This is a genomic window from Mycobacteriales bacterium, from assembly GCA_036497565.1.
Classification (GTDB): domain Bacteria; phylum Actinomycetota; class Actinomycetes; order Mycobacteriales; family QHCD01; genus DASXJE01.
The window spans coordinates 59719-82915 of record DASXJE010000257.1; the positions used below are offsets into that span (position 1 = coordinate 59719).

Annotated in this window: 21 protein-coding genes; 18 read left to right on the forward strand and 3 right to left on the reverse strand. The window is 71.1% G+C overall.

What is annotated here, in order from left to right; all coding sequences use genetic code 11:
- Positions 1-6 precede the first annotated feature (6 nt).
- On the reverse strand, positions 7-1167 hold the full coding sequence (locus tag VGH85_20565) for a mandelate racemase/muconate lactonizing enzyme family protein (GenBank protein HEY2176206.1): 1161 nt from the start codon (positions 1165-1167) through the stop codon (positions 7-9).
- A gap of 52 nt (positions 1168-1219) precedes the next feature.
- Complete coding sequence (locus VGH85_20570) at positions 1220-2533, reverse strand: MFS transporter (protein ID HEY2176207.1); 1314 nt, start codon at positions 2531-2533, stop codon at positions 1220-1222.
- 216 nt (positions 2534-2749) lie between these two features.
- On the opposite strand from VGH85_20570, the gene VGH85_20575 reads away from it, so the two are divergent.
- Together VGH85_20575 and VGH85_20580 are read left to right on the forward strand one after the other, a co-directional pair.
- Positions 2750-3076, forward strand: coding sequence for a DUF3817 domain-containing protein (locus VGH85_20575; GenBank protein HEY2176208.1), 327 nt, complete (start codon positions 2750-2752; stop codon positions 3074-3076).
- A gap of 115 nt (positions 3077-3191) precedes the next feature.
- Positions 3192-3566: a cupin domain-containing protein gene (locus VGH85_20580; GenBank protein HEY2176209.1), complete on the forward strand. Its 375-nt coding sequence runs from the start codon at positions 3192-3194 to the stop codon at positions 3564-3566.
- Positions 3567-3576: 10 nt separating this feature from the next.
- Here VGH85_20580 and uvrB read toward each other — a convergent pair whose 3' ends face one another.
- Positions 3577-5712 (reverse strand): excinuclease ABC subunit UvrB, encoded by a 2136-nt coding sequence (gene uvrB, locus VGH85_20585; GenBank protein HEY2176210.1) that lies wholly within the window; start codon positions 5710-5712, stop codon positions 3577-3579.
- A gap of 367 nt (positions 5713-6079) precedes the next feature.
- Here uvrB and glgX point away from each other — a divergent pair, with 367 nt between their 5' ends.
- The 16 genes from glgX to VGH85_20665 all read left to right on the forward strand — a co-directional run bounded on the left by glgX (position 6080) and on the right by VGH85_20665 (position 23185).
- Positions 6080-8188, forward strand: a complete 2109-nt coding sequence (gene glgX / locus VGH85_20590; protein HEY2176211.1) for a glycogen debranching protein GlgX — start codon at positions 6080-6082, stop codon at positions 8186-8188.
- Position 8189: 1 nt separating this feature from the next.
- Positions 8190-10466: a malto-oligosyltrehalose synthase gene (treY, locus tag VGH85_20595; protein HEY2176212.1), complete on the forward strand. Its 2277-nt coding sequence runs from the start codon at positions 8190-8192 to the stop codon at positions 10464-10466.
- A gap of 111 nt (positions 10467-10577) precedes the next feature.
- Positions 10578-12317, forward strand: coding sequence for a malto-oligosyltrehalose trehalohydrolase (gene treZ / locus VGH85_20600; GenBank protein ID HEY2176213.1), 1740 nt, complete (start codon positions 10578-10580; stop codon positions 12315-12317).
- A gap of 224 nt (positions 12318-12541) precedes the next feature.
- Entirely contained in the window at positions 12542-13738 is a 1197-nt protein-coding gene (locus VGH85_20605; GenBank protein HEY2176214.1) for a hypothetical protein, read from the forward strand.
- 170 nt (positions 13739-13908) lie between these two features.
- Positions 13909-14673, forward strand: a complete 765-nt coding sequence (locus VGH85_20610) for a pyrimidine reductase family protein (protein HEY2176215.1) — start codon at positions 13909-13911, stop codon at positions 14671-14673.
- A gap of 107 nt (positions 14674-14780) precedes the next feature.
- Positions 14781-15269 (forward strand): Asp23/Gls24 family envelope stress response protein, encoded by a 489-nt coding sequence (locus tag VGH85_20615; GenBank protein ID HEY2176216.1) that lies wholly within the window; start codon positions 14781-14783, stop codon positions 15267-15269.
- The gene (locus VGH85_20620; protein HEY2176217.1) at positions 15266-15571 is read left to right on the forward strand and encodes an Asp23/Gls24 family envelope stress response protein; all 306 of its coding nucleotides are present in this window, start codon (positions 15266-15268) and stop codon (positions 15569-15571) included. The genes VGH85_20615 and VGH85_20620 overlap by 4 nt, the downstream gene beginning before the upstream one ends.
- Complete coding sequence (locus VGH85_20625) at positions 15564-15809, forward strand: hypothetical protein (protein HEY2176218.1); 246 nt, start codon at positions 15564-15566, stop codon at positions 15807-15809. Before VGH85_20620 ends, VGH85_20625 begins: the two co-directional genes overlap by 8 nt.
- A 49-nt stretch (positions 15810-15858) precedes the next feature.
- Positions 15859-16032 carry a hypothetical protein gene (locus VGH85_20630; protein ID HEY2176219.1) on the forward strand — a complete coding sequence of 58 codons (174 nt, stop codon included), beginning with the start codon at positions 15859-15861 and terminating at the stop codon, positions 16030-16032.
- A complete protein-coding gene (locus VGH85_20635) occupies positions 16029-16442 on the forward strand; it encodes an Asp23/Gls24 family envelope stress response protein (GenBank protein ID HEY2176220.1) in 414 nt (137 codons plus the stop codon). The genes VGH85_20630 and VGH85_20635 overlap by 4 nt, the downstream gene beginning before the upstream one ends.
- Positions 16443-16447: 5 nt before the next feature.
- Positions 16448-16984: a DUF6286 domain-containing protein gene (locus VGH85_20640; protein HEY2176221.1), complete on the forward strand. Its 537-nt coding sequence runs from the start codon at positions 16448-16450 to the stop codon at positions 16982-16984.
- Positions 16981-17556 (forward strand): alkaline shock response membrane anchor protein AmaP, encoded by a 576-nt coding sequence (gene amaP / locus VGH85_20645; GenBank protein HEY2176222.1) that lies wholly within the window; start codon positions 16981-16983, stop codon positions 17554-17556. The genes VGH85_20640 and amaP overlap by 4 nt, the downstream gene beginning before the upstream one ends.
- Before the next feature lie 116 nt (positions 17557-17672).
- Positions 17673-18737 (forward strand): ATP-dependent DNA ligase, encoded by a 1065-nt coding sequence (locus VGH85_20650; GenBank protein HEY2176223.1) that lies wholly within the window; start codon positions 17673-17675, stop codon positions 18735-18737.
- Positions 18734-20116, forward strand: coding sequence for an aminotransferase class V-fold PLP-dependent enzyme (locus VGH85_20655; protein HEY2176224.1), 1383 nt, complete (start codon positions 18734-18736; stop codon positions 20114-20116). Before VGH85_20650 ends, VGH85_20655 begins: the two co-directional genes overlap by 4 nt.
- A 97-nt stretch (positions 20117-20213) precedes the next feature.
- The gene (locus VGH85_20660) at positions 20214-21602 is read left to right on the forward strand and encodes an MBL fold metallo-hydrolase (protein HEY2176225.1); all 1389 of its coding nucleotides are present in this window, start codon (positions 20214-20216) and stop codon (positions 21600-21602) included.
- A 5-nt stretch (positions 21603-21607) separates the two neighbouring features.
- On the forward strand, positions 21608-23185 hold the full coding sequence (locus VGH85_20665; GenBank protein ID HEY2176226.1) for an alpha/beta hydrolase: 1578 nt from the start codon (positions 21608-21610) through the stop codon (positions 23183-23185).
- Positions 23186-23197 lie beyond the last annotated feature (12 nt).

A 23197-nucleotide genomic window follows, 5' to 3' on the forward strand; every position in this document is an offset into this window, starting at 1 on the left:
GGCCGATCACCAGTTCGTGTGCGAGCCGTCCGGCCGCCGCAGGTGCGGCGACTCCCACCAGCGTTCGCTGACCGCCTCGGCCAACCCGTCCTCGTCGACGTCGACGCCGAGGCCCGGCCGGTCCGGAACCGGGTACGAGTGCCCGGCCAGCGCCACCCGGTCGACGAAGATCGGCGACTCGTGGAAGCGGGTCTCCTCCCCCGCCGACTCGCGGCACTCCAGCCACGCGAAGTTGGGGGTCGCAGCGGCCAGGTGCACCGTCGCGGCCGTACAGATCGGACCGAGCGGGTTGTGGGGCATCAGGTCGATGTAATGGGCCTCGGACCAGCCGGCGACCTTCATCGCCTCGGTGAAGCCGCCGACGTTGCAGATGTCCAGCCGCGCGTACTGCGCCAGGCCGCCTTCGATGTAGGGCAGGAACTGCCACTTCGAGGCGAACTCCTCGCCGATCGCGAAGGGCACCGGGGTCAGCCGGCGCAGTGCTTCGTAGGCCTGCGGCGTCTCGTCCCGGATCGGCTCCTCGAGGAAGTCCAGGGTGCCGATCGGCATGCGCTGACAGAACGACGCGGCCTCGGCGACGCTGAGCCGGTGGTGGTAGTCGATCCCGAGCGTCACCGCCGGTCCGAGCTCGCGGCGCGCGGAGACCAACGCGTCTGCGGTCTCGGTCAGCGAGATCCACGGGTCGTAGACGGTCGGGTCGTCGAACGGCGACATGCTCATGCCGAGCCGCAGGCAGCGCCAGCCCTGGCTCATCAGCGTGCGGGCCCGCCCGATCATCAGCCCGGGGTCGCGGCCGTCCACCGAGGCGAAGCCCTCGACCGTGTCCCGCTGGCGGCCGCCGAGCAGCTCGTAGACCGGGACCCCCAGCGCCTTGCCCTTGATGTCGTAGAGCGCGATGTCGATCGCGGAGATGGCGGCGGTCAGTACCCGGCCGCCCTCGAAGTACTGCCCGCGGTACATCTCCTGCCACAGCGCCCCGGCCCGCATCGGGTCGCGGCCGATCAGGAAGTGGCTGAAGTGCTCGACGGCGCCCGTCACCGCCCGCTCCCGGCTGGAAAACCCGCTCTCCCCCCAGCCGTGCAGGCCATCGTCGGTCTCCACCTTCACCAGCAGTTGAAGACGGGAGCCGATCCAGACGGGATAGGTCCTGACCGCCGTGATGCGCACTGCGTGCCGTCCTTCCAGAGAGGGTCACGGGTGGGTGGGCCGCCGCCCGAGATCACGGCCCGGTGGTGGGGGCGACGAAACTTCGCCAGGTGCGTTGGCTCGCGAGGGCGATCAGGCAGGTGACGGCGACCGCCGCCGCGGCGCCGGCGAACCCCCAGGGCACGCCGGCGGCGTCGATGACGATGCCCGCGATCGCCGTCCCGGTAGCCGCCCCGGTCGTGCTCGCCGCGGACAGCCAGGCCTGCGCCTCGTTCACCCGGTGCGTGGGTGCGAGCGCGTCGATGAGGTTCTGCAACATGATCAGGCTCGGCGCGATGGACAGGCCGGCCAGGAAGAGCAACGGGAGCAGGATCCACAGGTGCGGATCCCCCGCCCCCAGCAGGATCGAGAGCGGCACGAGGCCCAGGGTGAAGAGCCCGAGCGAGATGGGCAGTCGCCGGTGCTCGTGCCCGGGGGCCCAGCGGTGCGCGCCGTACCAGAGGCCGCCGGTGGCGCTGCCGCCGGCGATCGCCGCGAAGAGCAGCCCGAGCCGCGCCTGGTCGCCGAGAACCTCGCGGGCGGTGGCGGCGATCGAGGTGTCGAGGTGGCCGAAGCCGACGCTCATCATCGCGGTCACCCCGAGCACCGCCGGGATGCCGGCGGCGGCCACCGCCGAGGCGGTGAAGCGACCGACCGGCCGCCCGTCGGTCGGCGGTTGGTGCGGCGCCGGGCGCCAGGTGCGCGCCGCAGCGGTCAGGCTGTAGGCCACGCCGCCGCCGGCCAGCAGCCCGGCCGTCACCAGCAGCGGTACGACGGGGGGTGTCACCGCGAGCAGCAGCGAGAGCAGCAGCGGCCCGCCGATGAAGATCGACTCGACCGCCACCGCGTCGAGGGCGTAGCCCGCACGACGCAGCCCTTCGTCCTTCAGCGCCACCCGCCAGGCGGCCCGCATGGCCGGACCGATCGCCGGGAACGTGATCCCGGTCGCGGCGGCCAGCGCGATGAGCAGGCCGTCGGCCCCGCCGAGCGCTGCGGAGATCGCGAGCGCGACCAGAAATCCGGCGCTGGCCAGCGACGTGGGGATGACGACCTTCGGTTGCCCGAAGCGGTCCATCAGCCGGCCCCAGATGGGGGTGCCGGCCGCGGTCCCGAGAGCGAAGGCTCCGGTCACCAGGCCGGCGACGCCGTAGGACCCGCGGACGTGCTGCACGAGGAGCAGGGTGCCGAGGGGCGCCATCGAGATCGGCAGCCGGGCGATCACCGCCGCGGCGAAGGGCCGGGCAGCCGGACCGTGTCGCAGGATCCGCAGATATGAGGTGACCCCCGCGGCCGACGGCGGGACAGGATCGGCTGCGGGGAGGACCGTGGGCGAACCGCGGTCCGTCATGACCTGCGGTACCGCAGGACGACACCGCTCACCGGACCCTCGCCACCGTTCCTCATCGTGTCCACCCGTTGACCCTCGGAGAATCTTGCCACCTTCCCCGACCCCCGACGCGACCGACTTATTCCGGACGAACGGGACCGGCCGGGTCCGCGGCGGCGCCGTCGAGGCCGCCGGGTAGCCTCGATCCGTGCCCCTCCGACCGCCCCCGCACCGCCCGTGAACGGCGCCCTGATCCGCTATCGGATCATCGCCTGGGTCGTCGGGACCGGTCTGCTGATCCTGGTTCTCGTCGGTGTACCGCTGCAGTACGCCGCCGACCAGAAGACGGTCGTCGAGATCGTCGGGCCCATCCACGGCTTCCTCTACATCGTCTACCTGCTGGCGACCGCGGAGCTCGGTTTCCGGGCCCGGTGGTCACCGGTCAAGCTGGTGCTCGTCTGCCTCGCCGGGACGGTCCCGTTCCTCTCCTTCGTCGCCGAACGCAAGGTGACCCGCGACGCGCGGGAGCAGGGCGACGTGCCGGTCGCGGCGCCTCCCCGCTGACCGCACCACCACCGGACCATCCAACGTGGTTGATCGGTGCACCGCCGCGGCTCATGCTGGATGCAGATCAGTCTCCGGGACGAGTCCCGGGGTTCGGGGAGCTGAGAGGAAGACCATGAGCGCACACGCCGGGCCGGCCGTGGAATCCAAGACGTTCGCCCAGCCGGACGAGGTCCGCGAATTCGACTACGGCCGCGCGGAACTGCTGCACATGGCCGGCGGTTCGATCGGGCGCCTGGTGCTGCACCCGGGCTGGCGGTGGAGCAGCCACGTCAAGCCGATCGCCGGCACCGATTGGTGCGAGGCGCCGCACTTCCAGTACCAGGTCAGCGGGACCCTGCACCTGCTCATGGCCGACGGCGGCGAGTTCGACTCCCACGCCGGCGGCGTCACCTCGCTCCCCGAAGGGCACGACGCGTGGGTCATCGGCGAGGAAGACGTCGTCCTGATCGACTGGTACGGCGCCAGCGAGTTCGCCAAGGACGGCTGACCACCGGCCGTTACCGAACCCCGGCGGTGTCCATTCCGCGCAGCTCCCTCTTGAGCTCACCGATCTCGTCGCGCAGCCGGGCCGCCAGCTCGAACTGCAGCTCACGCGCAGCGGCGAGCATCTGGTCGTTGAGCTGCTGGATCAGGTCGGCCAGCTCGGCGCGCGGCATACCGGCCAGCTCCTTGGCGTGCACCCCGACCTCCCGCCCGGCGGACTTGCCGCGGGAGGACAGGCCCGGCACCGGGGCCTTGCCGCGGGACTGCTGCCGGCCGGACCCGCCGACCAGCTCGGTCTCCTCGGCCTCGCGGTAGATGTCGTCGAGGATGTCGACGATCTTCTTCCGGAGCGGCTGCGGGTCGACCCCACGCTCGAGGTTGTAGGCGATCTGCTTGTCCCGCCGGCGGTTGGTCTCGTCGATCGCGTGCTGCATCGACGGGGTGACGTTGTCGGCGTACATGTGCACCTGACCGGACACGTTGCGGGCGGCGCGGCCGATCGTCTGGATCAGCGACGTGCCGCTGCGCAGGAACCCTTCCTTGTCGGCGTCGAGGATGCTGACCAACGACACCTCGGGCAGGTCGAGGCCCTCCCGGAGCAGGTTGATGCCCACGAGGACGTCGAACTCCCCCTTGCGCAGCTCCCGGAGCAGCTCGACCCGGCGCAGCGTGTCGACCTCGGAGTGCAGGTAGCGCACCCGGATGCCCAGCTCGAGGAGGTAATCGGTGAGGTCCTCGGACATCTTCTTCGTCAGGGTCGTGACGAGCACCCGCTCGTCGCGCTCGGCCCGGGCGCGGATCTCGTGCACCAGGTCGTCGATCTGGCCCTTGGTCGGCTTGAGCACCACCTGCGGGTCGACCAGCCCGGTGGGCCGGATGACCTGCTCGACAACCTTGCCCGTGGTACGGCCGAGCTCGTAGGTGCCCGGCGTCGCCGACATGTAGACCGTCTGCCCGATCCGGTCGGCGAACTCGTCCCACTTCAGCGGCCGGTTGTCGGTCGCCGACGGCAGCCGGAACCCGTGGTCGACGAGGGTCCGCTTGCGGGACATGTCGCCTTCGTACATCCCACCGATCTGCGGCACGGTGACGTGGGACTCGTCGATGACGAGCAGGAAGTCCTCGGGGAAGTAGTCGAGCAGGCAGGAGGGGGCGCTCCCCGCGGCCCGGCCGTCGATGTGCCGCGAGTAGTTTTCGATCCCGGAGCAGAAGCCGACCTGCCGCATCATCTCGACGTCGTACGTCGTCCGCATCCGCAGCCGCTGCGACTCCAGCAGCTTGCCCTGCGACTCGAGCTCGGTCAGCCGCTCGGCCAGCTCCGCCTCGATGCCGGCGATGGCCCGCTCCATCCGCTCCGCGCCGGCGACGTAGTGCGTGGCCGGGAAGATGAACACTTCCTCGACCTCCCGCACCACCTCTCCGGTGAGCGGGTGCAGGTAGTAGAGCCGCTCGATCTCGTCGCCGAACATCTCGATCCGGATCGCGAGCTCTTCATAGACCGGGAAGACCTCGATGGTGTCGCCACGGACCCGGAAGGTGCCCCGGGTGAACGCCAGGTCGTTGCGGGTGTACTGCTCCTCGACGAGGCGCCGGAGCAGCACGTCGCGATCGACCTCCTCGCCGGGCTCCAGCCGGACCGAGCGGGCGACATACTCCTCCGGCGTCCCCAGGCCGTAGATGCAGGAGACGGTGGCCACGACGACGACGTCCCGCCGGGTGAGCAGGCTGTTGGTGGCCGAGTGGCGCAGCCGCTCCACCTCGTCGTTGACCGACGAGTCCTTCTCGATGTAGGTGTCGGTCTGCGGGACGTAGGCCTCGGGCTGGTAGTAGTCGTAGTAGGACACGAAATACTCGACCGCGTTGTTCGGGAGCAGCTCCCGGAACTCGTTGGCGAGCTGGGCGGCCAGGGTCTTGTTGGGCGCCATCACCAGCGTCGGTCGCTGGACCCGCTCGATCAGCCAGGCGGCCGTCGCCGACTTCCCGGTCCCGGTCGCGCCGAGCAGCACGGTGTCGCGCTGACCCTCGGTCACGGCCCGCTCGAGCTCGTCGATGGCGGTCGGCTGGTCGCCCGACGGCTGGAAGTCGCTGACGACCTCGAACCGCCCGGTCGACGGGACGGGGGGCTGCTCCGGATCGTTGACTGCTCTCACACGACCACGGTACGACGGGCGTCCGACAGTTTCCGCCGGCCGCCGTCCGGACCCCGGATCCAGGCCGGCCCGTAGCGGGCGGGGGCACACTGGGCGGGTGATCTGCAAGGAATGCCGGGAACGTCGCCACGAGCGCTGCCGCGGGGGTTCCTGGTGCGACTGCCAGCACCAGAAGCCGCGTCCGCCCGAGCCCGCCACCGGACCCGCCGGGGAGTGACCCACCGGCGGCCGGTGTGACGCCTGGTGACCACAATCACCTGGCCACCCCCGGCGGGGCCTTCGGCGGGCCGACGACGGGTGGCTGCACTACGGTCAGGGAGCCGAGACGTCGTACGCGGGGATACACGCCCCGGTGAAAGGAGCAATCGTGCAGGTCTGGCCAGGGCCTTCCTACCCGCTAGGCGCCACCCACGACGGGACGGGCACCACGTTCTCGATCTTCTCGGAGGTCGCCGAGCGGGTGGAGCTGTGCCTCTTCGACGAGGACGGCACCGAGGAGCGGGTCGTGCTCCCGGAGGTCGACGGCTTCGTGTGGCACGGCTACCTGCCGGGCGTCCTCCCCGGCCAGCGCTACGGCTACCGGGTGTATGGCCCCTACAACCCCAAGGCGGGCCAGCGCTGTAACCCGTCCAAGCTGCTCCTCGACCCCTACTCGAAGGCGATCGAGGGCGACATCGACTGGGACCCGTCGCTGTTCAGCTACCGGTTCGACGCGCGGGACCGTCAGGAAACCACCGACTCCGCCCCGCACATGCCGAAGTCGGTCGTGGTCAACCCGTTCTTCGACTGGGGCAACGACCGCGCACCGAAGCGCCCCTACAACGAGTCGCTCATCTACGAAGCGCATGTGCGGGGACTGACCTACCGCAACCCCAAGATTCCCGAGGAGCTGCGGGGCACCTACGCCGGGATCGCACACCCGACGACCATCGATCACCTGAACCGGCTCGGCATCACGGCCATCGAACTCATGCCCGTGCACCAGTTCGTCCACGATCACGGCCTGGTCCAGCGCGGCCTGCGCAACTACTGGGGCTACAACACGATCGGCTTCCTCGCCCCGCACAACGCCTACGCCGCCACCGGGCAGGCCGGCCAGCAGGTGCCGGAGTTCAAGGCGATGGTCAAGGCCCTGCACGAGGCCGGGATCGAAGTCATCCTCGACGTCGTCTACAACCACACCGCCGAAGGCAACCACCTCGGCCCGACGCTGTCGTTCCGCGGCATCGACAACGCGTCGTACTACCGGCTCGTCGAGGACAAGCCCGAGTTCTACATGGACTACACGGGCACCGGAAACTCCCTCAACGTCCGGCATCCCCACGCCCTGCAGCTGATCATGGACTCGCTGCGCTACTGGGTCACCGAGATGCACGTCGACGGGTTCCGCTTCGACCTTGCGGCCGCGCTCGCCCGGGAGTTCTACGACGTCGAGCGACTGTCGACATTCTTCGACCTGGTGCAGCAGGACCCGACGGTGAGCCAGGTGAAACTGATCGCCGAGCCATGGGACGTCGGCCCCGGCGGCTACCAGGTCGGCAACTTCCCTCCACAGTGGACGGAGTGGAACGGCCAGTTCCGCGACACGGTCAGGGATTTCTGGCGCGGCGAGCCGGCGACGCTGGGGGAATTCGCCGCCCGGATCACCGGATCGGCCGATCTCTACGCCCAGTCGGGGCGACGTCCGATCGCCAGCATCAACTTCGTCACCTGCCACGACGGATTCACGCTGACCGATCTCGTCTCCTACAACAACAAGCACAACGAAGCCAACGGCGAGGGCAACCGCGATGGCGAGAGCCACAACAGATCGTGGAACTGCGGCGTGGAAGGGCCGAGCGACGATCCCGATGTCCTCGCACTGCGCGGAAAGCAGCGACGTAACTTCCTCGCCACCCTGCTGCTGTCCCTCGGTGTCCCCATGCTGCTGCACGGCGACGAGCTAGGCCGCACCCAGCGCGGCAACAACAACACCTACTGCCAGGACAACGAGATCACCTGGGTCGACTGGGAAGACGTCGACGATGAGCTGATCGAGTTCACGGCCCGACTGTCGGACCTTCGGCGGGAGCACCAGGTCTTCCGGCGGCGCCGCTTCTTCGACGGACGGCCGATCCGCCGCGGCGGCGGCGAACCGCTGCGCGACATCGGCTGGCTCACCCCGTCCGGTGAGGAGATGACCGAGCAGGACTGGGGTTCCGGCTTCGGCCGGTCCGTCGCCGTATTCCTCAACGGCGAAGGCATCCCCGACACGGATGCGCGCGGCGAGCGCATCGTCGACGACTCCTTCCTGCTCTGCTTCAACGCGCACGACGCCGGGATCGACTTCACCATGCCGCACGAGGAATACGCGACGACCTGGGAAATCGTGCTCGACACCGCCCGTCCGGAGCTGGAGGATCCCGAGGCGGTCGAGGCCGAACAGACCGTGACGGTCGACGCACGCTCGCTGCTCGTGCTACGGAAGGATTCCTGACGTGCCGGTCCCCCATGCGACGTATCGCGTGCAGGTCAGCCCGTCCTTCGACCTGTGGCAGGCGGCCGGTGTCGCCGAATACCTCGCCGACCTCGGCGTCAGCCACTTCTACTCGTCACCGCTGCTCGAGGCGACGTCGGGCTCGATGCACGGCTACGACGTCGTCGACCACTCGCGGGTGAGCGAGCAGCTCGGCGGTGAGGCCGCCCGGCACGCCCTGTGCGGCGCGCTCAAGGCGCACCGGCTCGGGATGGTCGTCGACATCGTGCCCAACCACGTCGGGGTCGCCGACGCGTCGGCAAACAAGTGGTGGTGGGACGTGCTGCTGCTGGGTCCCCAGTCGGCCTACGCGCGCTACTTCGACATCGACTGGTCCCGCGGCCGACTCGTCCTTCCGATCCTGGGCGACGCGCCCGACGAGCTCGACCACCTCCGGGTCGAGGACGGCGAGCTGCGCTACTACGAACACCGTTTTCCGCTCGCCGTCGGGACCGGAGGCGGCACACCGCGTGAGGTCCACGACCACCAGCACTACGAGCTCGTGCCGTGGCGTCGGGGCAACGCCGAGGTCAACTACCGGCGGTTCTTCGCCGTCTCGACGCTGGCCGCGATCCGGGTGGAGGAGCCCGAGGTCTTCGAGACCACCCATCGGGAGGTTCTGCGGTGGGCGACGGAGGGTGACCTCGACGGGATCCGCATCGACCACCCGGACGGCCTGGCCGATCCGACCGGCTACCTCGAACGGCTGGCCGGTGTCGCGCCGACGCAGTGGCTGATCGTCGAGAAGATCCTCGAGCCCGGCGAGGTCCTTCCCGCGCCGTGGCCCTGTGCCGGAACCACCGGATACGACGCGCTCACCGAGGTCGACTCGGTCTTCGTCGACCGCGCCGGCGAGCCGATTCTGTCTGCGCTGCAGACCGAGCTGGCCGGGCCGCAGCCCTCGTGGGACGACCTGGTGCACGACTGCAAGCTCGACGTCGCCAGCGACATGCAACGTGCCGAGGTCGCGCGGATGGCCCGGCTGGTGCCGGAGACCCCCGACGCGGACCAGGCGATCGCCGAGGCGCTGGCCTGCTTCCCGGTCTACCGTTCCTACCTGCCCGACGTCGGCGGCACCGATCTGGCGACCGCACTGGCCGAGGCGGTCCGGCGGCGGCCCGACCTGGCCGGGGTGCTCGAGGCGCTGTCCCCCCGGCTGCACGATCCGGCCGACGAACTGGCGATCCGGTTCCAGCAGCAGTCCGGCGCGGTGATGGCCAAGGGCGTCGAGGACACGGCGTACTACCGGGCGACCCGGTTCGTCGCGGCCAACGAGGTGGGCGGCGACCCGGCCCGGATCGGCCGGTCGGTCACCGACTTCCACGCGGCGGCCCGGCGCCGCCTCGACCGCCACCCGGCCGGGATGACCACGCTGTCGACCCACGACACCAAGCGCGCGGAGGACGTGCGGGCCCGGCTCGCCGTACTCGCCGAACTCCCCGGGGAATGGGCCGACGCGGTCCGCCGGTGGACGGCTGCCGCCCCGCTGCCCGACGGGGCCTTCGCCAATTTGCTGTGGCAGACCGTGGCCGGGAGTTGGCCGATCGAGCGCGATCGGCTGCACGCCTACCTGGAGAAGGCGGCCCGCGAAGCCCGGACCGCGACGTCCTGGGACGACCCCGACGAGAGGTTCGAGCAGGCCATGCACGCGGTCGCCGACCGGGTGTACGACGACCCGGACCTGCGGGCCGACGTCGAGGCGTTCGTCGGTCGGATCACGCCGTACGGATGGTCGAACTCGCTTGGCGCCAAGCTCGTCCAGCTCACGATGCCCGGTGTCCCGGACGTCTACCAGGGCAGCGAGCTCTGGGACAACTCGCTGGTCGATCCCGACAACCGGCGGCCGGTCGATTTCACCCGGCGCCGCGCGCTGCTCGCCGCACTCGACGACGGGCTGCTCCCCGAGGTCGACGACAGCGGTGCCGCGAAGCTCCTGGTCACCTCCCGTGCGCTCCGGCTCCGCCGGGACCAGCCGGAACTGTTCACCGGCTACGTGCCGTTGTCGGCAGCGGGTCCGGCGGCCGAGCAGGTGCTGGCCTTCGACCGCGGTGGCGCGATCACGGTGGCCACCCTGGGGCCGGCCGGCCTGGACCGCGCGGCCGGCTGGCTCGACACCACGCTGACCCTGCCGGGCGAGGGCTGGACCGACGTACTGACCGGCGCCGCCTACGACGCCGGACCGGTCCCGGTCGGCGATCTGCTCGACCGTTACCCGGTGGCGCTGCTCACCGCCGGGTGACGCCGAACGCCCGGGTGACGAGGGTCGCGGGTCGGGCGGACCCGCCTTGCCCGATCGCGGGTCGGCCGGGTAGGACTTCCGCACGTTCGCGATACCGATGAGAGGACCCCGATGACGACCTTCGAGGTGTGGGCGCCACGGCCCGGGCACGTGCGCACCCGCATCGGGGACGACGACACCGAGATGACCCACGGCCCGGGCGGCTGGTGGCGGGTCGACATCCCGGACCTCCCCGACGACACCGAGTATGCGTTCGTCCTCGACGACGACCCGACGGCCATCCCCGATCCCCGCTCACTCTGGCAACCGACCGGCGTGCACGGGCCGAGCCGCATCTACGACCAGGCCGGCTACGACTGGCGGGACGGCGGGTGGACCGGTCGGCAACTCGCCGGAGGTGTCATCTACGAATTGCACGTCGGCACCTTCAGCCCGGAGGGCACGTTCGACGGCGCGGCCGGACGGCTCGACCACCTGGTCGAGCTCGGCGTCGATTTCGTCGAGCTCCTTCCGGTCAATGCGTTCAACGGCGACCGCAACTGGGGCTACGACGGCGTCGGGTGGTACGCCGTGCACGACCCCTACGGCGGCCCGGACGGCCTGAAGCGCCTCGTCGACGCCTGCCACGCGCGCGGGCTCGGGGTGATCCTCGACGTCGTCTACAACCACCTCGGCCCGTCCGGCAACTACCTCGACCGGTTCGGCCCCTACCTCACGGAGGCGGCCAACACCTGGGGTCGCAACGTCAACCTCGACGGTCCGGACTCCGACCCGGTCCGCCGGCACATCATCGACAACGCGTTGATGTGGCTGTCCGACTACCACATCGACGGTCTGCGCATCGACGCCGTGCATGCGCTCGCCGACCGGCGGGCGGTGCATCTGCTGGAGGAGATGGCCACCGAGGTCGATGCGTTGTCGGCCCACGTGGGTCGCCCCTTGACCCTCATCGCGGAGTCCGACCTCAACGACCCGAAACTCATCACTCCGCGCGAGGCGGGCGGATTCGGGTTGGCGGCGCAGTGGAGCGACGACTTCCACCATGCGCTGCACACCGCACTCACCGGCGAGCGCCAGGGTTACTACGCCGACTTCGGCTCACTCCAGACGCTGGCCACCACGTTGCGCCAGGCGTACTTCCACGCCGGAACGTGGTCGAGCTTCCGGCACCGGATCCACGGTCGACCGGTCGACATCGCCCGGACCCCGGCCTGGCGTTTCCTGGGCTACCTGCAGAACCACGACCAGATCGGAAACCGCGCGATCGGCGACCGGATCAGCGCGACCCTGTCGGACGGGCTGGTCAAGGTGGGCGCCGCGCTGGTGCTGACCGCGCCGTTCACGCCGATGCTCTTCATGGGTGAGGAGTGGGCCGCTTCGACCCCGTGGCAGTTCTTCACCAGCCACCCGGAGCCGGAGCTGGGGTCGACGGTGGCCGACGGACGGCGCGCCGAGTTCGCCGAGCACGGCTGGGCCGCGGACGACGTCCCGGATCCCCAGGACCAGAAGACCTTCGAACGCTCCCGGCTGGACTGGCGGGAGCTCGACGACGAGGTCCACTCCGGGATGCTCGACTTCTACACGCGGCTGCTCGCCTTGCGCCGCTCCCGCCCCGAGCTCAGCGACCCACGCCTCGGGCGGGTGCACGTCCGCTACGACGACGAGTCCCGCTGGCTGGTGCTGCACCGCGACGCGATCGCCGTCGCCTGCAACCTGAGTACCGACCGGCAGCCGGTGCCGATCGACGGCACCCCCCGTGAGGTCCTGCTCGCCTCGACGTCGGGCTTCGTCTACCGCGACGGGATCGTCGAGATCGACGGTGAGTCGGTCGCAGTGCTGGCTCTCGCCTGACCCTCGTCCTGGCGTTCACTACTGGACGTAACGGCCGGTTGGCTCCATGTAGATACGCTGTTCGCTGATTCGGCCGTACTCCGACCGTGGGCGCCCCGGATCGGCCGCTGTTTGCCGATCCTTTACCGATGCTTGGCCAAATGTGGATACCGCGCGAGGCCGAAGTACTGCACTATCTGGCCCAGCGATAAGGTCGAGGTAGTGGGATAAACCAGGAGGTATAGATGAAAAAGTGGACGAGGCTCGGCGCGATAGGGGTCGCCGTGCTCGCCTCGGCGGTGTGGGCCGGCACCGCCGGTGCCTCCCCGGGCAGCACGGCCACGAGCAGCGCGCAGGCCCAGACATACGTCGCCAACTGCGGCCAATCGGCTCCCCGCGGGCAGGCCAGATGCTTCGCGGTGCACCGGAGCCACTCGGTCCAGCCGGCCGCCGCCGCGGCCGCCCCGAGCGGCTACGGACCCAGTGACCTGCAGTCGGCCTACAACCTGCCGGCCGGTGGCTCCGGACAGACGGTCGCCATCGTCGACGCCCAGGACGACCCGAATGCCGAGTCCGACCTCGCGGCCTACCGCGCGCAGTACGGCCTTCCGGCGTGCACGACCGCCAACGGCTGTTTCACCAAGCTCAACCAGAGCGGGCAGCAGGGCTCCTACCCCGCTCCGGACGCGGGCTGGGCCGGGGAGATCTCCCTCGACCTAGACATGGTGTCGGCCACCTGCCCCGGCTGCCACATCGACCTGGTCGAGGCGGATTCGGCATCCTTCGCCGACCTCGGGGCGGCCGAGAACACCGCAGCGTCCAAGACCGACATCGTGAGCAACAGCTACGGCGGCAGCGACGCGTCGGACGCGCAGTTCGGCCAGTACTACAACCACCCCGGCGTCGCCATCACGGCCAGCGCGGGTGACAGCGGCTACGTCGGCGCGTCCTATCCCGCCTCGTCGTCGTCGGTGATCGCGGTCGGCGGTACGGCGCTGACCCGCGACTCCAGCTCACGCGGCTGGAGCGAGACGGTGTGGAACAACAGCTCGGGCGGCACCGGAAGCGGTTGTTCGGCGTACAACGCCGCGATCTCCGGTGCGGCCTCGTTCAACACCGGCTGCAGCAAGCGGGCGATGAACGACGTGTCTGCCGTCGCCGACCCGGAGACCGGTGTCGCGGTCTACGACACCTACCAGGCACCGGGCTGGCAGGTCTACGGCGGGACCAGCGCCTCCGCGCCGATCATCGCCGGTGTGATCGGTCTGGCCGGCAACGCGTCGAGCGTCACCCCGAGCACGCCGTACAGCAACGCGGGTGAGCTTTTCGACGTGACTTCGGGCAGCAACGGATCCTGCTCACCGAGCCAGCTGTGCACGGCCCGTGCCGGCTGGGACGGACCGACCGGGCTCGGCACACCGAACGGCGTCGGCGCCTTCTGACGAGCAACACCCCGCAGCGACGGCGCCCGGGAGTCTCCCTTCCCTCCCGGGCGCCGTTGTCATCTCCGTAGCTCCTCCCGCGCCCGCTATTCCGCGTGAACGTGACGTTCACGCGCTCTAGCCGCATCAACGTCACGTTGACGCGGAATGGGGTGTGGTGGGATGGGCCGGTGCGCCGCCTTCTTCCTGCCGAACCCGCCGAAACGCCGGACGCCGGCCCACTCACCGACGACGACCTGGTGGCGGCGTACGCCGTCCCGCGCGGTCCGGCCCCGTACGTGCGGGCCAACTTCATCACCAGCGCCGACGGCGCCGCGAGCCTGAACGGCCGCTCCGGCGGGTTGTCGACGCCCGCCGACCGCCGGCTGTTCGCGCTCCTGCGTGACATGGCCGACGTCATCCTGGTCGGCGCCGGCACCGCCCGGGTCGAGCGCTACCGCCCGGCGGAGGCCGACGAGGTGCGGCGGGCGCGCCGCCGGTCGCTGGGGCTGGCGCCGCTGCCGCGGATCGCCGTCGTCAGCGGGCGGCTCGACCTCGACCCGGCGTCGCCGCTGTTCGCCCCGGACAAGCTCCGCACCATCGTCGTGACGCACCGCTCCGCGCCGGAGGATCGGCGGGCCGCGCTCGCCGAGGTCGCCGATGTCATCGTCGCCGGCGACGACGCGGTCGACATCACCGCGGCGATCGACGAGCTCGCCGCACGGAAGCTCACCCGGGTGTCGTGTGAGGGAGGACCGACGCTCCTGCGCACCGTCCTCGCTGCCCAGCGCCTCGACGAGCTCTGCCTGACGATCGTCCCGACCCTCGTCGGCGCGGCCTCCCATCGGCTCACGGCCGGACCCATCGCCGACCCGACCACACTCACGGTTCGGCATCTGCTCGAGGAGGACGGCGCGCTGTTCCTCCGCTACCTCACCGCAGATGTGTCGGTCTGATCACATCGACCCGGAAAGTGCGACATTCTGACCACAGGACGCATCCATTGACCGGAGGCGACGCCCCCGGAGACAACGTCACTGCCGCGAAGAGATGAGGACCTGCCATGGCACAGGACAAACCGGCGCACGCGGTCTCGAGCAGCACACCACCCGATCAGAACGTCGGTGGGACCGCCTCGGCCGTCACCCAGGTGGCCGCCCTGGACAGCCCGCAGGGGCGGACCTCGATCGCGGACTCGGTCGTGCAGAAGATCGCCGGCATCGCGACCCGCGAGGTCGCCGGTGTCTACAAGCTGGGGAGCGGCACGGCGCGGGCGTTCGGGTCGTTGCGGGAACGCATCCCCGGTAGCGGTGGCCCCGCGGTCACCCAGGGCGTGTCTGTGGAGGTGGGCGAGAAGCAGACGGCGATCGACCTCGACATCGTCGTGGAGTACGGCGTCGCGATCGCCCAACTCGCGCACGGCGTACGGCGCAACGTCATCACCGCCGTCGAACGGATGACCGGCCTCGACGTCATCGAAGTCAACATCAGCGTCGATGACATCCACCTGCCGGGCGAGGAAGAGCCGGAGCAGCCGACACGGGTCCAGTGAGTGCCCGCACCGAGCCCGATGCGGACGGACTGGTCACCGCCGTCCGTGCCACGCCGGGCGTGGCTCGCATGTACGCCGGGCGGTTCGGCGAGATCGCGACCTACCTGCCCGGGCGGAAGGTCAGCGGCGTCGAGATCGGCGAGGAGCGGGTCGTGGTGCACGTCGTGGCCCGGTACGGCGTCCCGACGCCCGCGCTCGCCGAGACGGTCCGGGCCGCGGCGGCGCTCTACGCGCCCGGGTTCGCGATCGACGTCGTCATCGAGGACGTGGAGCTCACGCCTGAGGAGGGCGCACATGGATGACCGGCCCCGCCGGAGCGACTTCCGGGAGTTCGTCCGCACCCACCACCCCGACGTGGGAGGCGATCAGGCGACGTTCGTCGCCGGTCTGGCCGCCTACCGCCCGGCCGTGATCCGCGCCGACGATCCCCGGTTGGCCGCCGACGTGGTATTCCGGCGTACCCCCCACGGCCTCCTGGCCGTGGTCGACCGGATGGTGCGGTGGTACGCACAACGCCGCCGTCCACCGCGGGTGCGCTGACACCGCGCCCACCGCGCGCCTGCCGGCGCGCGACCCGAAGGAGGAGACAATGTCACCGTCACAGCTGGGAATCGCGGTCGGTATGGCGCTCGGCTTCGCCGGTGCCTTCGGCGGCTTCAGCGCGTTCATCGTCGTCCTCGTGCTCGGGATCATCGGCTTCATCGTCGGCCGGGTCATCGAGTCCGAGTTCGACATCGAATCGGTCTTCCGGCGCCGCTCGTGACCGACGATTCCGGTTCCGTCGATCCCGCCGCCACGACGACGGCGGTGATCGCGACCGACGCGCGCATTCCCGCGGAGGAGCGCGGGCATCTCGTGATCGCCCCGAAGACGATCGAGCGGATCGCGCAGGCGGCCGCGGGCGAGGTCTCCGGCATCGTCCGGGAGTCACCGCGCAGTCGGTCCCGCTCGGCGACGCCCAACGTGCACGCGACCGCGCGCCTGTACGGCCAGTTCGCCCGGCTGCATCTCGACGTCGCCGCGCGCTACCCCGAGCCGATCCCCGACGTCGTCGCCGAGGTACGCCGACGGGTCACCGACCGGCTCCGTGAGCTCGCCGAGATCACCGTGACCAGCTGCGACGTCGACGTGACGAGCCTGCACCCGCCGTCCGCCGAACGACGGATCCGGTGACGGCGATGCGCATCGTCAACCGGCTGCTCGCCGCGATCCTCGCGCTCGCCATCGCCGGCGCCGGCCTGCTCACCGCCGTCGAAGTACTCGTCGCGCAGACCAACTGGGCGACCCCTCCCCTGCTGGTGCCCTATGACCAATGGCTGACGACGTTGCGGGCGCACACGTGGAAGGACACCCCCGTCCTGCTCATCTCGATCGGCGTCATCGTGGTCGGGCTGCTGCTCATCCTCGCCGCCGCGGCCGACCGGGACCGATCGCTGCGGATGATCTTCACCCGACCCGAGATCCACGCGACCACCTCGCGACGCTCCCTCGCCCGCGCGTTGGAGAACGAGGCGGCGGCGGTCGACGGCGTCGGCTCGGCCAAGGCGAAGGTCCGACGGCGCAAGGCGCGGGTCAATGCGCAGATCCGGATCGGCGATCCGGATGTCATCTCCGAGACGCTGCGTACGGCCATCGCGGCGCGACTCCGCCAGTTGCCCCTGCAGAACCCGCCCGAGGTACGGATCCACGTCTCCGGGCCGCGGAGGCGGACATGAGAAACCGCACCAACCGGCTCAACCGCGTGGTGTTGACCGTGATCGGGGTGATCCTGCTGCTCGCCGGGGTGGGGGCGGTGCTGCTGAGCACCGGGATCTTCGGGGCCGACCGCGCGCACCGCGCGGTGGTCGACCACGCGACGACCCAGACCGTCTACCGCAGCGCCGGCTGGCTGTGGCCGACCGTCGGCGCGGTGGGGTTCGTACTCGGCATCCTGGCGCTGTACTGGCTGATCGTGCAGCTGCGGGTCGAACGGATCCGCTCGATCGCCATGGAGCGGGCCCAGTCCGGCGACCTCGTACTGACCGGTTCGGCGCTCACCGATGCCGTCCGTGAGGAGACGACCGCGGTACCCGGCGTCGGGCGGGCACGGGCCCGGTTGACCCGGGACGTGACCGACCCCGAGCTGGTGCTCACGGTCTGGCTGCGGCAGGCGGCCGACCTCGGCGAGGTGAGCCGGCAGCTCGACGACGACGTGATCGCCCACGCCCGGCGAGCCCTGGCCCGCGACCAGCTCACCACCTGGTTGCGGATCGAGGTCGACGCGGACGACCGGCAACGCGTCCGCTGACCCGCACCCCCGTGGTAATTCCATGATCGTGATCGGATAAAGCCGCGACACGCCGTACAAATCCGATCACGATCAAGAGGTCCGCGGATCGGGGCACCGCGCGGCATGATGTGCGGATGGACCTGCCCGTCTCGCCCCCGATCGCCCCGATGCTCGCCCGCGCCGTGAAGACCATTCCGGACGGGACCGGGCTGACCTACGAGCCGAAGTGGGACGGCTTCCGCTGCATCGCGTTCCGGGACGGCGACGAGATCGTGCTCGGCAGCCGCAACGAACGGCCGCTCAACCGCTACTTCCCGGAGGTCGTCGACGCGCTGCTCGCCAACCTCCCGCCGCGCTGCGTCCTCGACGGGGAGATCGTCATCGCCCACGACGACCGGCTCGACTTCGAGGCACTGCTCAACCGCATCCATCCGGCCGACTCACGGGTCCGGATGCTGGCCGAGCAGACACCGGCGTCGTTCGTCGCGTTCGACCTGCTCGCGCTCGGCGACGAGTCGATGCTGACGACGCGCTACGCCGAGCGCCGGCGTCGGCTCGCCGACGCGCTGGCCCCGGCCCGGCCGCCGGTCTACCTGACCGCCTGCACCGACGACTCCGCGCTGGCCCGCACCTGGTTCGACCAGTTCGAAGGCGCCGGGCTCGACGGGCTGGTCGTGAAGGCCCACGAGCTGCAATACCAGCCCGGCGAGCGGTTGATGCAGAAGGTCAAACACGAACGCACCGCCGACTGCGTCCTGGCGGGCTTCCGGTGGCACAAGTCGGGGCCGATCGTGGGATCCCTGCTGCTCGGCCTGTACGACGACGCCGGTGCGTTGCAGCACGTCGGCGTCGCGGCGTCGTTCCCGATGGCCCGCCGCAAGGAGCTGGTCGAGGAGCTCGAGCCCTACCGGATGGCCGACCCGGACGGGCATCCGTGGGCGGAGTGGGCCAGCGCCCAGGAGGCCGAGCCGCAGCGGATGCCTGGTGCGACGAGCCGGTGGAACGCCGGCAAGGACCTGTCCTGGCAGCCGCTGCGCCCCGAGCGGGTGGTCGAGGTGCGCTACGACCACATGGAGGGGACCCGCTTCCGGCACACCTCCCACTTCGTCCGCTGGCGACCCGACCGCGACCCCGCGTCGTGTACCTACGCGCAGCTGGAGGAGCCGGTCCGCTACGACCTGGCCGAGGTCCTGCAATGACCGTCCTCGGCCGCGCCGCGGAGCTGGCCGGCGACTGGTTGGACTCCCTGCCGGGTCGCCGGGTGGGTGCGACCGACGATCCGGACGCGGCCCGGGCCCGGTTCGACGGGCCGTTCCCGGAGCACGGCACCGACCCGGAGCAGGTCGTCGAGGAGCTCGCGGCGGCCGCCGAACCCGGTCTGATCGCCAGCCCCGGGCCGAGATACTTCGGGTTCGTCGTCGGCGGGAGCCTGCCCGTCGCGGTCGGCGCCGACTGGCTGGTGTCCAGCTGGGACCAGAACGCCGGGCTGGTCGCGCTCTCGCCGGCGACGGCGGCGATCGAGGGCACCGCCGGCCGCTGGGCGCTCGAGGCGCTGCGCCTGCCCCGGGACGCGACCGTGGGCTTCGTCACCGGCGCCACCACCGGCAACGTCGTGGGGTTGGCGGCCGCCCGCCACCACGTGCTGGCGGAGGTCGGCTGGGATGTCGAGGCGAACGGGCTCACCGGGGCGCCCCCGGTCCGCGTGCTGGTGGGCGAGGAGGTGCACGTCTCCGCACTCGGCGCGCTCCGGCTGCTCGGCTTCGGCTCCGAGCGGCTCACCCGGGTCGAGGTCGACGCCAACGGCGCGATGCGACCCGACGCCCTGAAGCGCGCGCTCGACGCGGGCACGGGGCCGGCGATCGTCTGCGCCCAGGCCGGCAACGTCAACACCGGGGCGGTCGACCCGCTCGCCGACATCGTGGCCGCGGGCCGGGCGCACCGGGCATGGGTGCACGTCGACGGCGCGTTCGGCCTCTGGGCCGCTGCCAGCCCGCGGTTCGCCCACCTGACCCAAGGACACGACGGCGCCGACTCCTGGGCGGTCGACGCGCACAAGTGGCTCAACGTGCCCTACGACAGCGCCCTGGCGATCGTGGCCCGCCCCGACGCGCACCGGGCGGCGATGAGCCGTACGGCAAGCTACCTGCGGGCCAGTACCGACGACCCGTTCAACTTCGTGCCGGAGATGTCCCGGCGGGCCCGCGGAGTACCGGTCTACGCGGCGCTGCGTGCCCTGGGACGCGACGGCGTGGCCGATCTGGTCGAGCGGTGCTGCGGCCACGCCCGGCGGGTCGCCGAGGCCGTCAGGGACGATCCCGGCGTCGAGGTGCTCAACGACGTGGTGCTCAACCAGGTCCTGCTGCGGTTCTCCGACGACGACGCGGTGACCGACGACGTCGCCGACCGGGTGAGTCGCGAGGGTGCGGCCTGGCTCGGGGGGACCACGTGGCAGGGCCGGCGGGCGGTGCGGGTGTCGGTCTCCGGCTGGATGACCGGCACGGCCGACATCGACCACCTCGTCACCGCCCTGCGCCGGGCCCATTCGGCGGCGGATCCGCGGCCCACGCAACCCGCCTGAGCGGGGCGTCGCGGCCAAACCGCCGGATTCCGGTGATCGGTTGGTTAGCGTTAGGTGTCGGACGTCCTTCACGTACGACGTCCCGGGAGGACCGGCCATGGCCACGATCGTCGCGATCGACACCCCCACGCTGGGAGACCGGAGCTACCTCGTGCACGACGGGCGGGTCGCTCTGGTCGTCGACCCACAGCGGGACATCGACCGGGTGCTCGCGCTCGCCGGCGACGCCGCGGTCGAGATCGTGGCCGTCTTCGAGACCCATCTGCACAACGACTACGTCACCGGCGGGCTGGCGCTGGCGCAGGCCACGGGGGCGGCGTACCACGTCAACGCCGAGGACGACGTGGCCTTCGACCGGATCGCGGTCCGCGACGGCGACGTGGTCGAGGTCGGTCCGGACATGCGGGTGCAGGTGCTCGCCACCCCGGGCCACACCTTCACCCACCTGTCCTACGTGCTCGAATCGCCCGGCGAGCCCGCGGTGGTCTTCACCGGCGGCTCGTTGCTGTTCGGCTCGACCGGTCGCCCCGACCTGCTCGGCCCCGAACACACCGCCACGCTGGCCCGCCTGCAGCACGAGTCGGCGCATCGGCTGAGCGATCGGCTCGCGGGGCGGACCGCGATCCTGCCCACCCACGGGTTCGGGAGCTTCTGCTCGGCCACCCAGTCCGACGTGACCTCGTCCACCATCGAGCAGGAGCGGCGGTCCAACCCGGTGCTCACCGAGGAGCGGGAGCGCTACGTCGCCGACCTGATCGCCGGTCTCGACGTCTGGCCCGCCTACTACGCCCGCATGGGCCCGATGAACGCCGCCGGTCCGGCGCCCGCCGACCTGAGCCCGCCGCAGCCGGCCGATCCGAGCGAGATCCACCGGCGGATCGACCGCGGCGAGTGGGTCGTCGACCTGCGTGGCCGGGTCGCCTTCGCCGCCGGGCACGTGCGCGGCAGCCTGAACTTCGGCATCGACGGCAAGATGTCGACCTACCTCGGCTGGCTGATCCCCTGGGGCACGCCGTTGACGCTGCTCGGCGACACACCCGAGCAGGTCGCCGAGGCCCAGCGCGAACTGATGCGGATCGGGATCGACCGGGTGGACGCGTCCGCGACCGGCGGGCCGCAGGACTGGACGGAGGGCCGGCTCGACACCTTTGCGCGCGCCACCTTCACCGACCTGACCGCGGTGCGTCACCACCGCCCCGTCGTGATCCTCGACGTACGCCGCGAGCTCGAGTGGCGCGAGGCGCACATCGACGGCGCCGTGCACGTGCCGCTGCACGAGTTGCCCGGCGGGCTCGGCCGGGTGCCGGCGGGCGAGGTGTGGGTGCACTGCGCCTCCGGATACCGCGCGTCGGTCGCCGCGTCCTTCCTCGCCGCCGCCGGCCGCGAGGTGATCGCCGTCGACGACGACTTCGACCGGGCCGCCGCCGCCGGGTTGGGAATGCGGCCGTCCACGGTCATGGCGGCCGGCAGCCCGGTCACCGGCTAGGTCCGATGAGGACAGCGGGCCGGGCGGGTGCCGTCGCGGCGGTCGCGGCCACACTGATGCTCAGCGCGTGTACGACGTCGACCGGCGGCCGCCCCACCGCGGCCTCCTCGGCCCCCTCGCCGACGGCGGCCGGGTCCGGGCAGCCGACCCCCGCAACGCCATCCATCGGCCTGATCCAGTTCGTCGACTGCACCTCGGCGATCAAGAAGGCGATCGGTCACCACGGCGGGAGCAGCCGGCCGCTGCAGTTCGGCTGCGGCCGGATGCGGGTGCCCCTGGACTACCGCCACCCCGACGGCGCCACCGTCACGCTCACCGTCGTCCGCGCCCACTACGAGCGCCAGCACGACCGGATCGGCTCGCTGATCATCAATCCCGGCGGCCCGGGCGGGTCCGGCCTCGACGCCGCAGTCGGCTCCAGCCTGAGCCTTCCGATCAGCATCCTGCAGCGGTTCGACATCGTCGGGTTCGACCCGCGCGGGATCGGCGCGTCCGGAGCGCTGCACTGCATCCCGGCGGCGCTGAAGGACAAGACGGTCGCGGCCGATCCCGACGCGCGCACCGCCGCCCAGTTCGCGGCGCAGATCCGGCTGGCCAAGGAGATCGCCGAGGGCTGCCGGGCGGCGTACGGCGCGAAACTGCCGCTCTACGACACCGAGGAGACCGCACGCGACCTCGACCTCGTCCGGCAGGCCGTGGGCGACTCCAAGCTGAACTACCTCGGCTATTCCTACGGGACGCTGCTCGGCGCGGTCTACGCGCAGCTGTTCCCGCACCGGATCCGTGCCATGGTGCTCGACGGCGCGGTGGATCCCCGGCAGAGCGACGTCTCCGCCGCCGAGTCGCAGGCCCGCAGCTTCGAGGCGGCGTTCGACCAGTACGCCGCGGACTGCCGCGCCCACGACTGCCCGATCGCGCCGCACCCGCGACAGTTCGTCACCGGTCTGCTTGCGGACGCCCGACGGCATCCGATCCCGACCAGCAAGGCCGGCGACCCACGCCGGGCCACCGCCGGCAACGTCGAACTCGCGGTCGCCTCCGCCCTCTACAGCCAGAGCGACTGGCCGAAACTCTCGAAGGCGCTCTACGCCGCGGCGCACGGCGACTCGCGGAAGGTGCTCGCCCTCGACGACCAGTACACCGAGCGGATGGGCAACGGGCACTACAGCAACCTGCTCGACGCCAACGTGGTCATCAACTGCGGGGACACCTCGCCACGGGCGACGGTGGCGACGGCCCGCGCGAAACTGCCTGTCTGGCGGGCGAAATACCCGCTGTTCGGCGCCAGCCAGGCCATCGGCCTGCTGGGCTGCGCCGAATGGGAGGAGCCCGCGAACCGCTATCCGACCGTGCATCCGGCCGGTGCCCCGCCGATCCTCGTCGTCGGCACTCTGCACGATCCAGCCACGCCGTACGCCGCCGCGCAAGCCCTGACCGGTCAGCTGGGCTCCGGCGTACTACTGAGCTGGAACGGCGAAGGGCACACGGCGTATCCGCAGACGGCGTGCGTGCGCCAACACGTCGACGCCTATCTCATCGACCTCACACTGCCCCCTCGAGGGACGGTCTGCCCCCGGTCCTAGCCGACCTCGATC

Excerpts from the sequence above, each read along its gene's own strand:
- VGH85_20660 (HEY2176225.1), top strand. The coding sequence starts at position 20,214 with ATGGCCACGATCGTCGCGATCGACACCCCCACGCTGGGAGACCGGAGC.
- VGH85_20655 (HEY2176224.1), top strand. The coding sequence starts at position 18,734 with ATGACCGTCCTCGGCCGCGCCGCGGAGCTGGCCGGCGACTGGTTGGAC.
- VGH85_20625 (HEY2176218.1), top strand. The coding sequence starts at position 15,564 with ATGGATGACCGGCCCCGCCGGAGCGACTTCCGGGAGTTCGTCCGCACC.
- VGH85_20605 (HEY2176214.1), top strand. The coding sequence starts at position 12,542 with ATGAAAAAGTGGACGAGGCTCGGCGCGATAGGGGTCGCCGTGCTCGCC.
- VGH85_20570 (HEY2176207.1), bottom strand. The coding sequence starts at position 2,533 with ATGACGGACCGCGGTTCGCCCACGGTCCTCCCCGCAGCCGATCCTGTC.
- VGH85_20665 (HEY2176226.1), top strand. The coding sequence starts at position 21,608 with ATGAGGACAGCGGGCCGGGCGGGTGCCGTCGCGGCGGTCGCGGCCACA.
- treZ (HEY2176213.1), top strand. The coding sequence starts at position 10,578 with ATGACGACCTTCGAGGTGTGGGCGCCACGGCCCGGGCACGTGCGCACC.
- amaP (HEY2176222.1), top strand. The coding sequence starts at position 16,981 with ATGAGAAACCGCACCAACCGGCTCAACCGCGTGGTGTTGACCGTGATC.
- VGH85_20580 (HEY2176209.1), top strand. The coding sequence starts at position 3,192 with ATGAGCGCACACGCCGGGCCGGCCGTGGAATCCAAGACGTTCGCCCAG.
- VGH85_20640 (HEY2176221.1), top strand. The coding sequence starts at position 16,448 with ATGCGCATCGTCAACCGGCTGCTCGCCGCGATCCTCGCGCTCGCCATC.
- VGH85_20630 (HEY2176219.1), top strand. The coding sequence starts at position 15,859 with ATGTCACCGTCACAGCTGGGAATCGCGGTCGGTATGGCGCTCGGCTTC.
- VGH85_20615 (HEY2176216.1), top strand. The coding sequence starts at position 14,781 with ATGGCACAGGACAAACCGGCGCACGCGGTCTCGAGCAGCACACCACCC.
- VGH85_20650 (HEY2176223.1), top strand. The coding sequence starts at position 17,673 with ATGGACCTGCCCGTCTCGCCCCCGATCGCCCCGATGCTCGCCCGCGCC.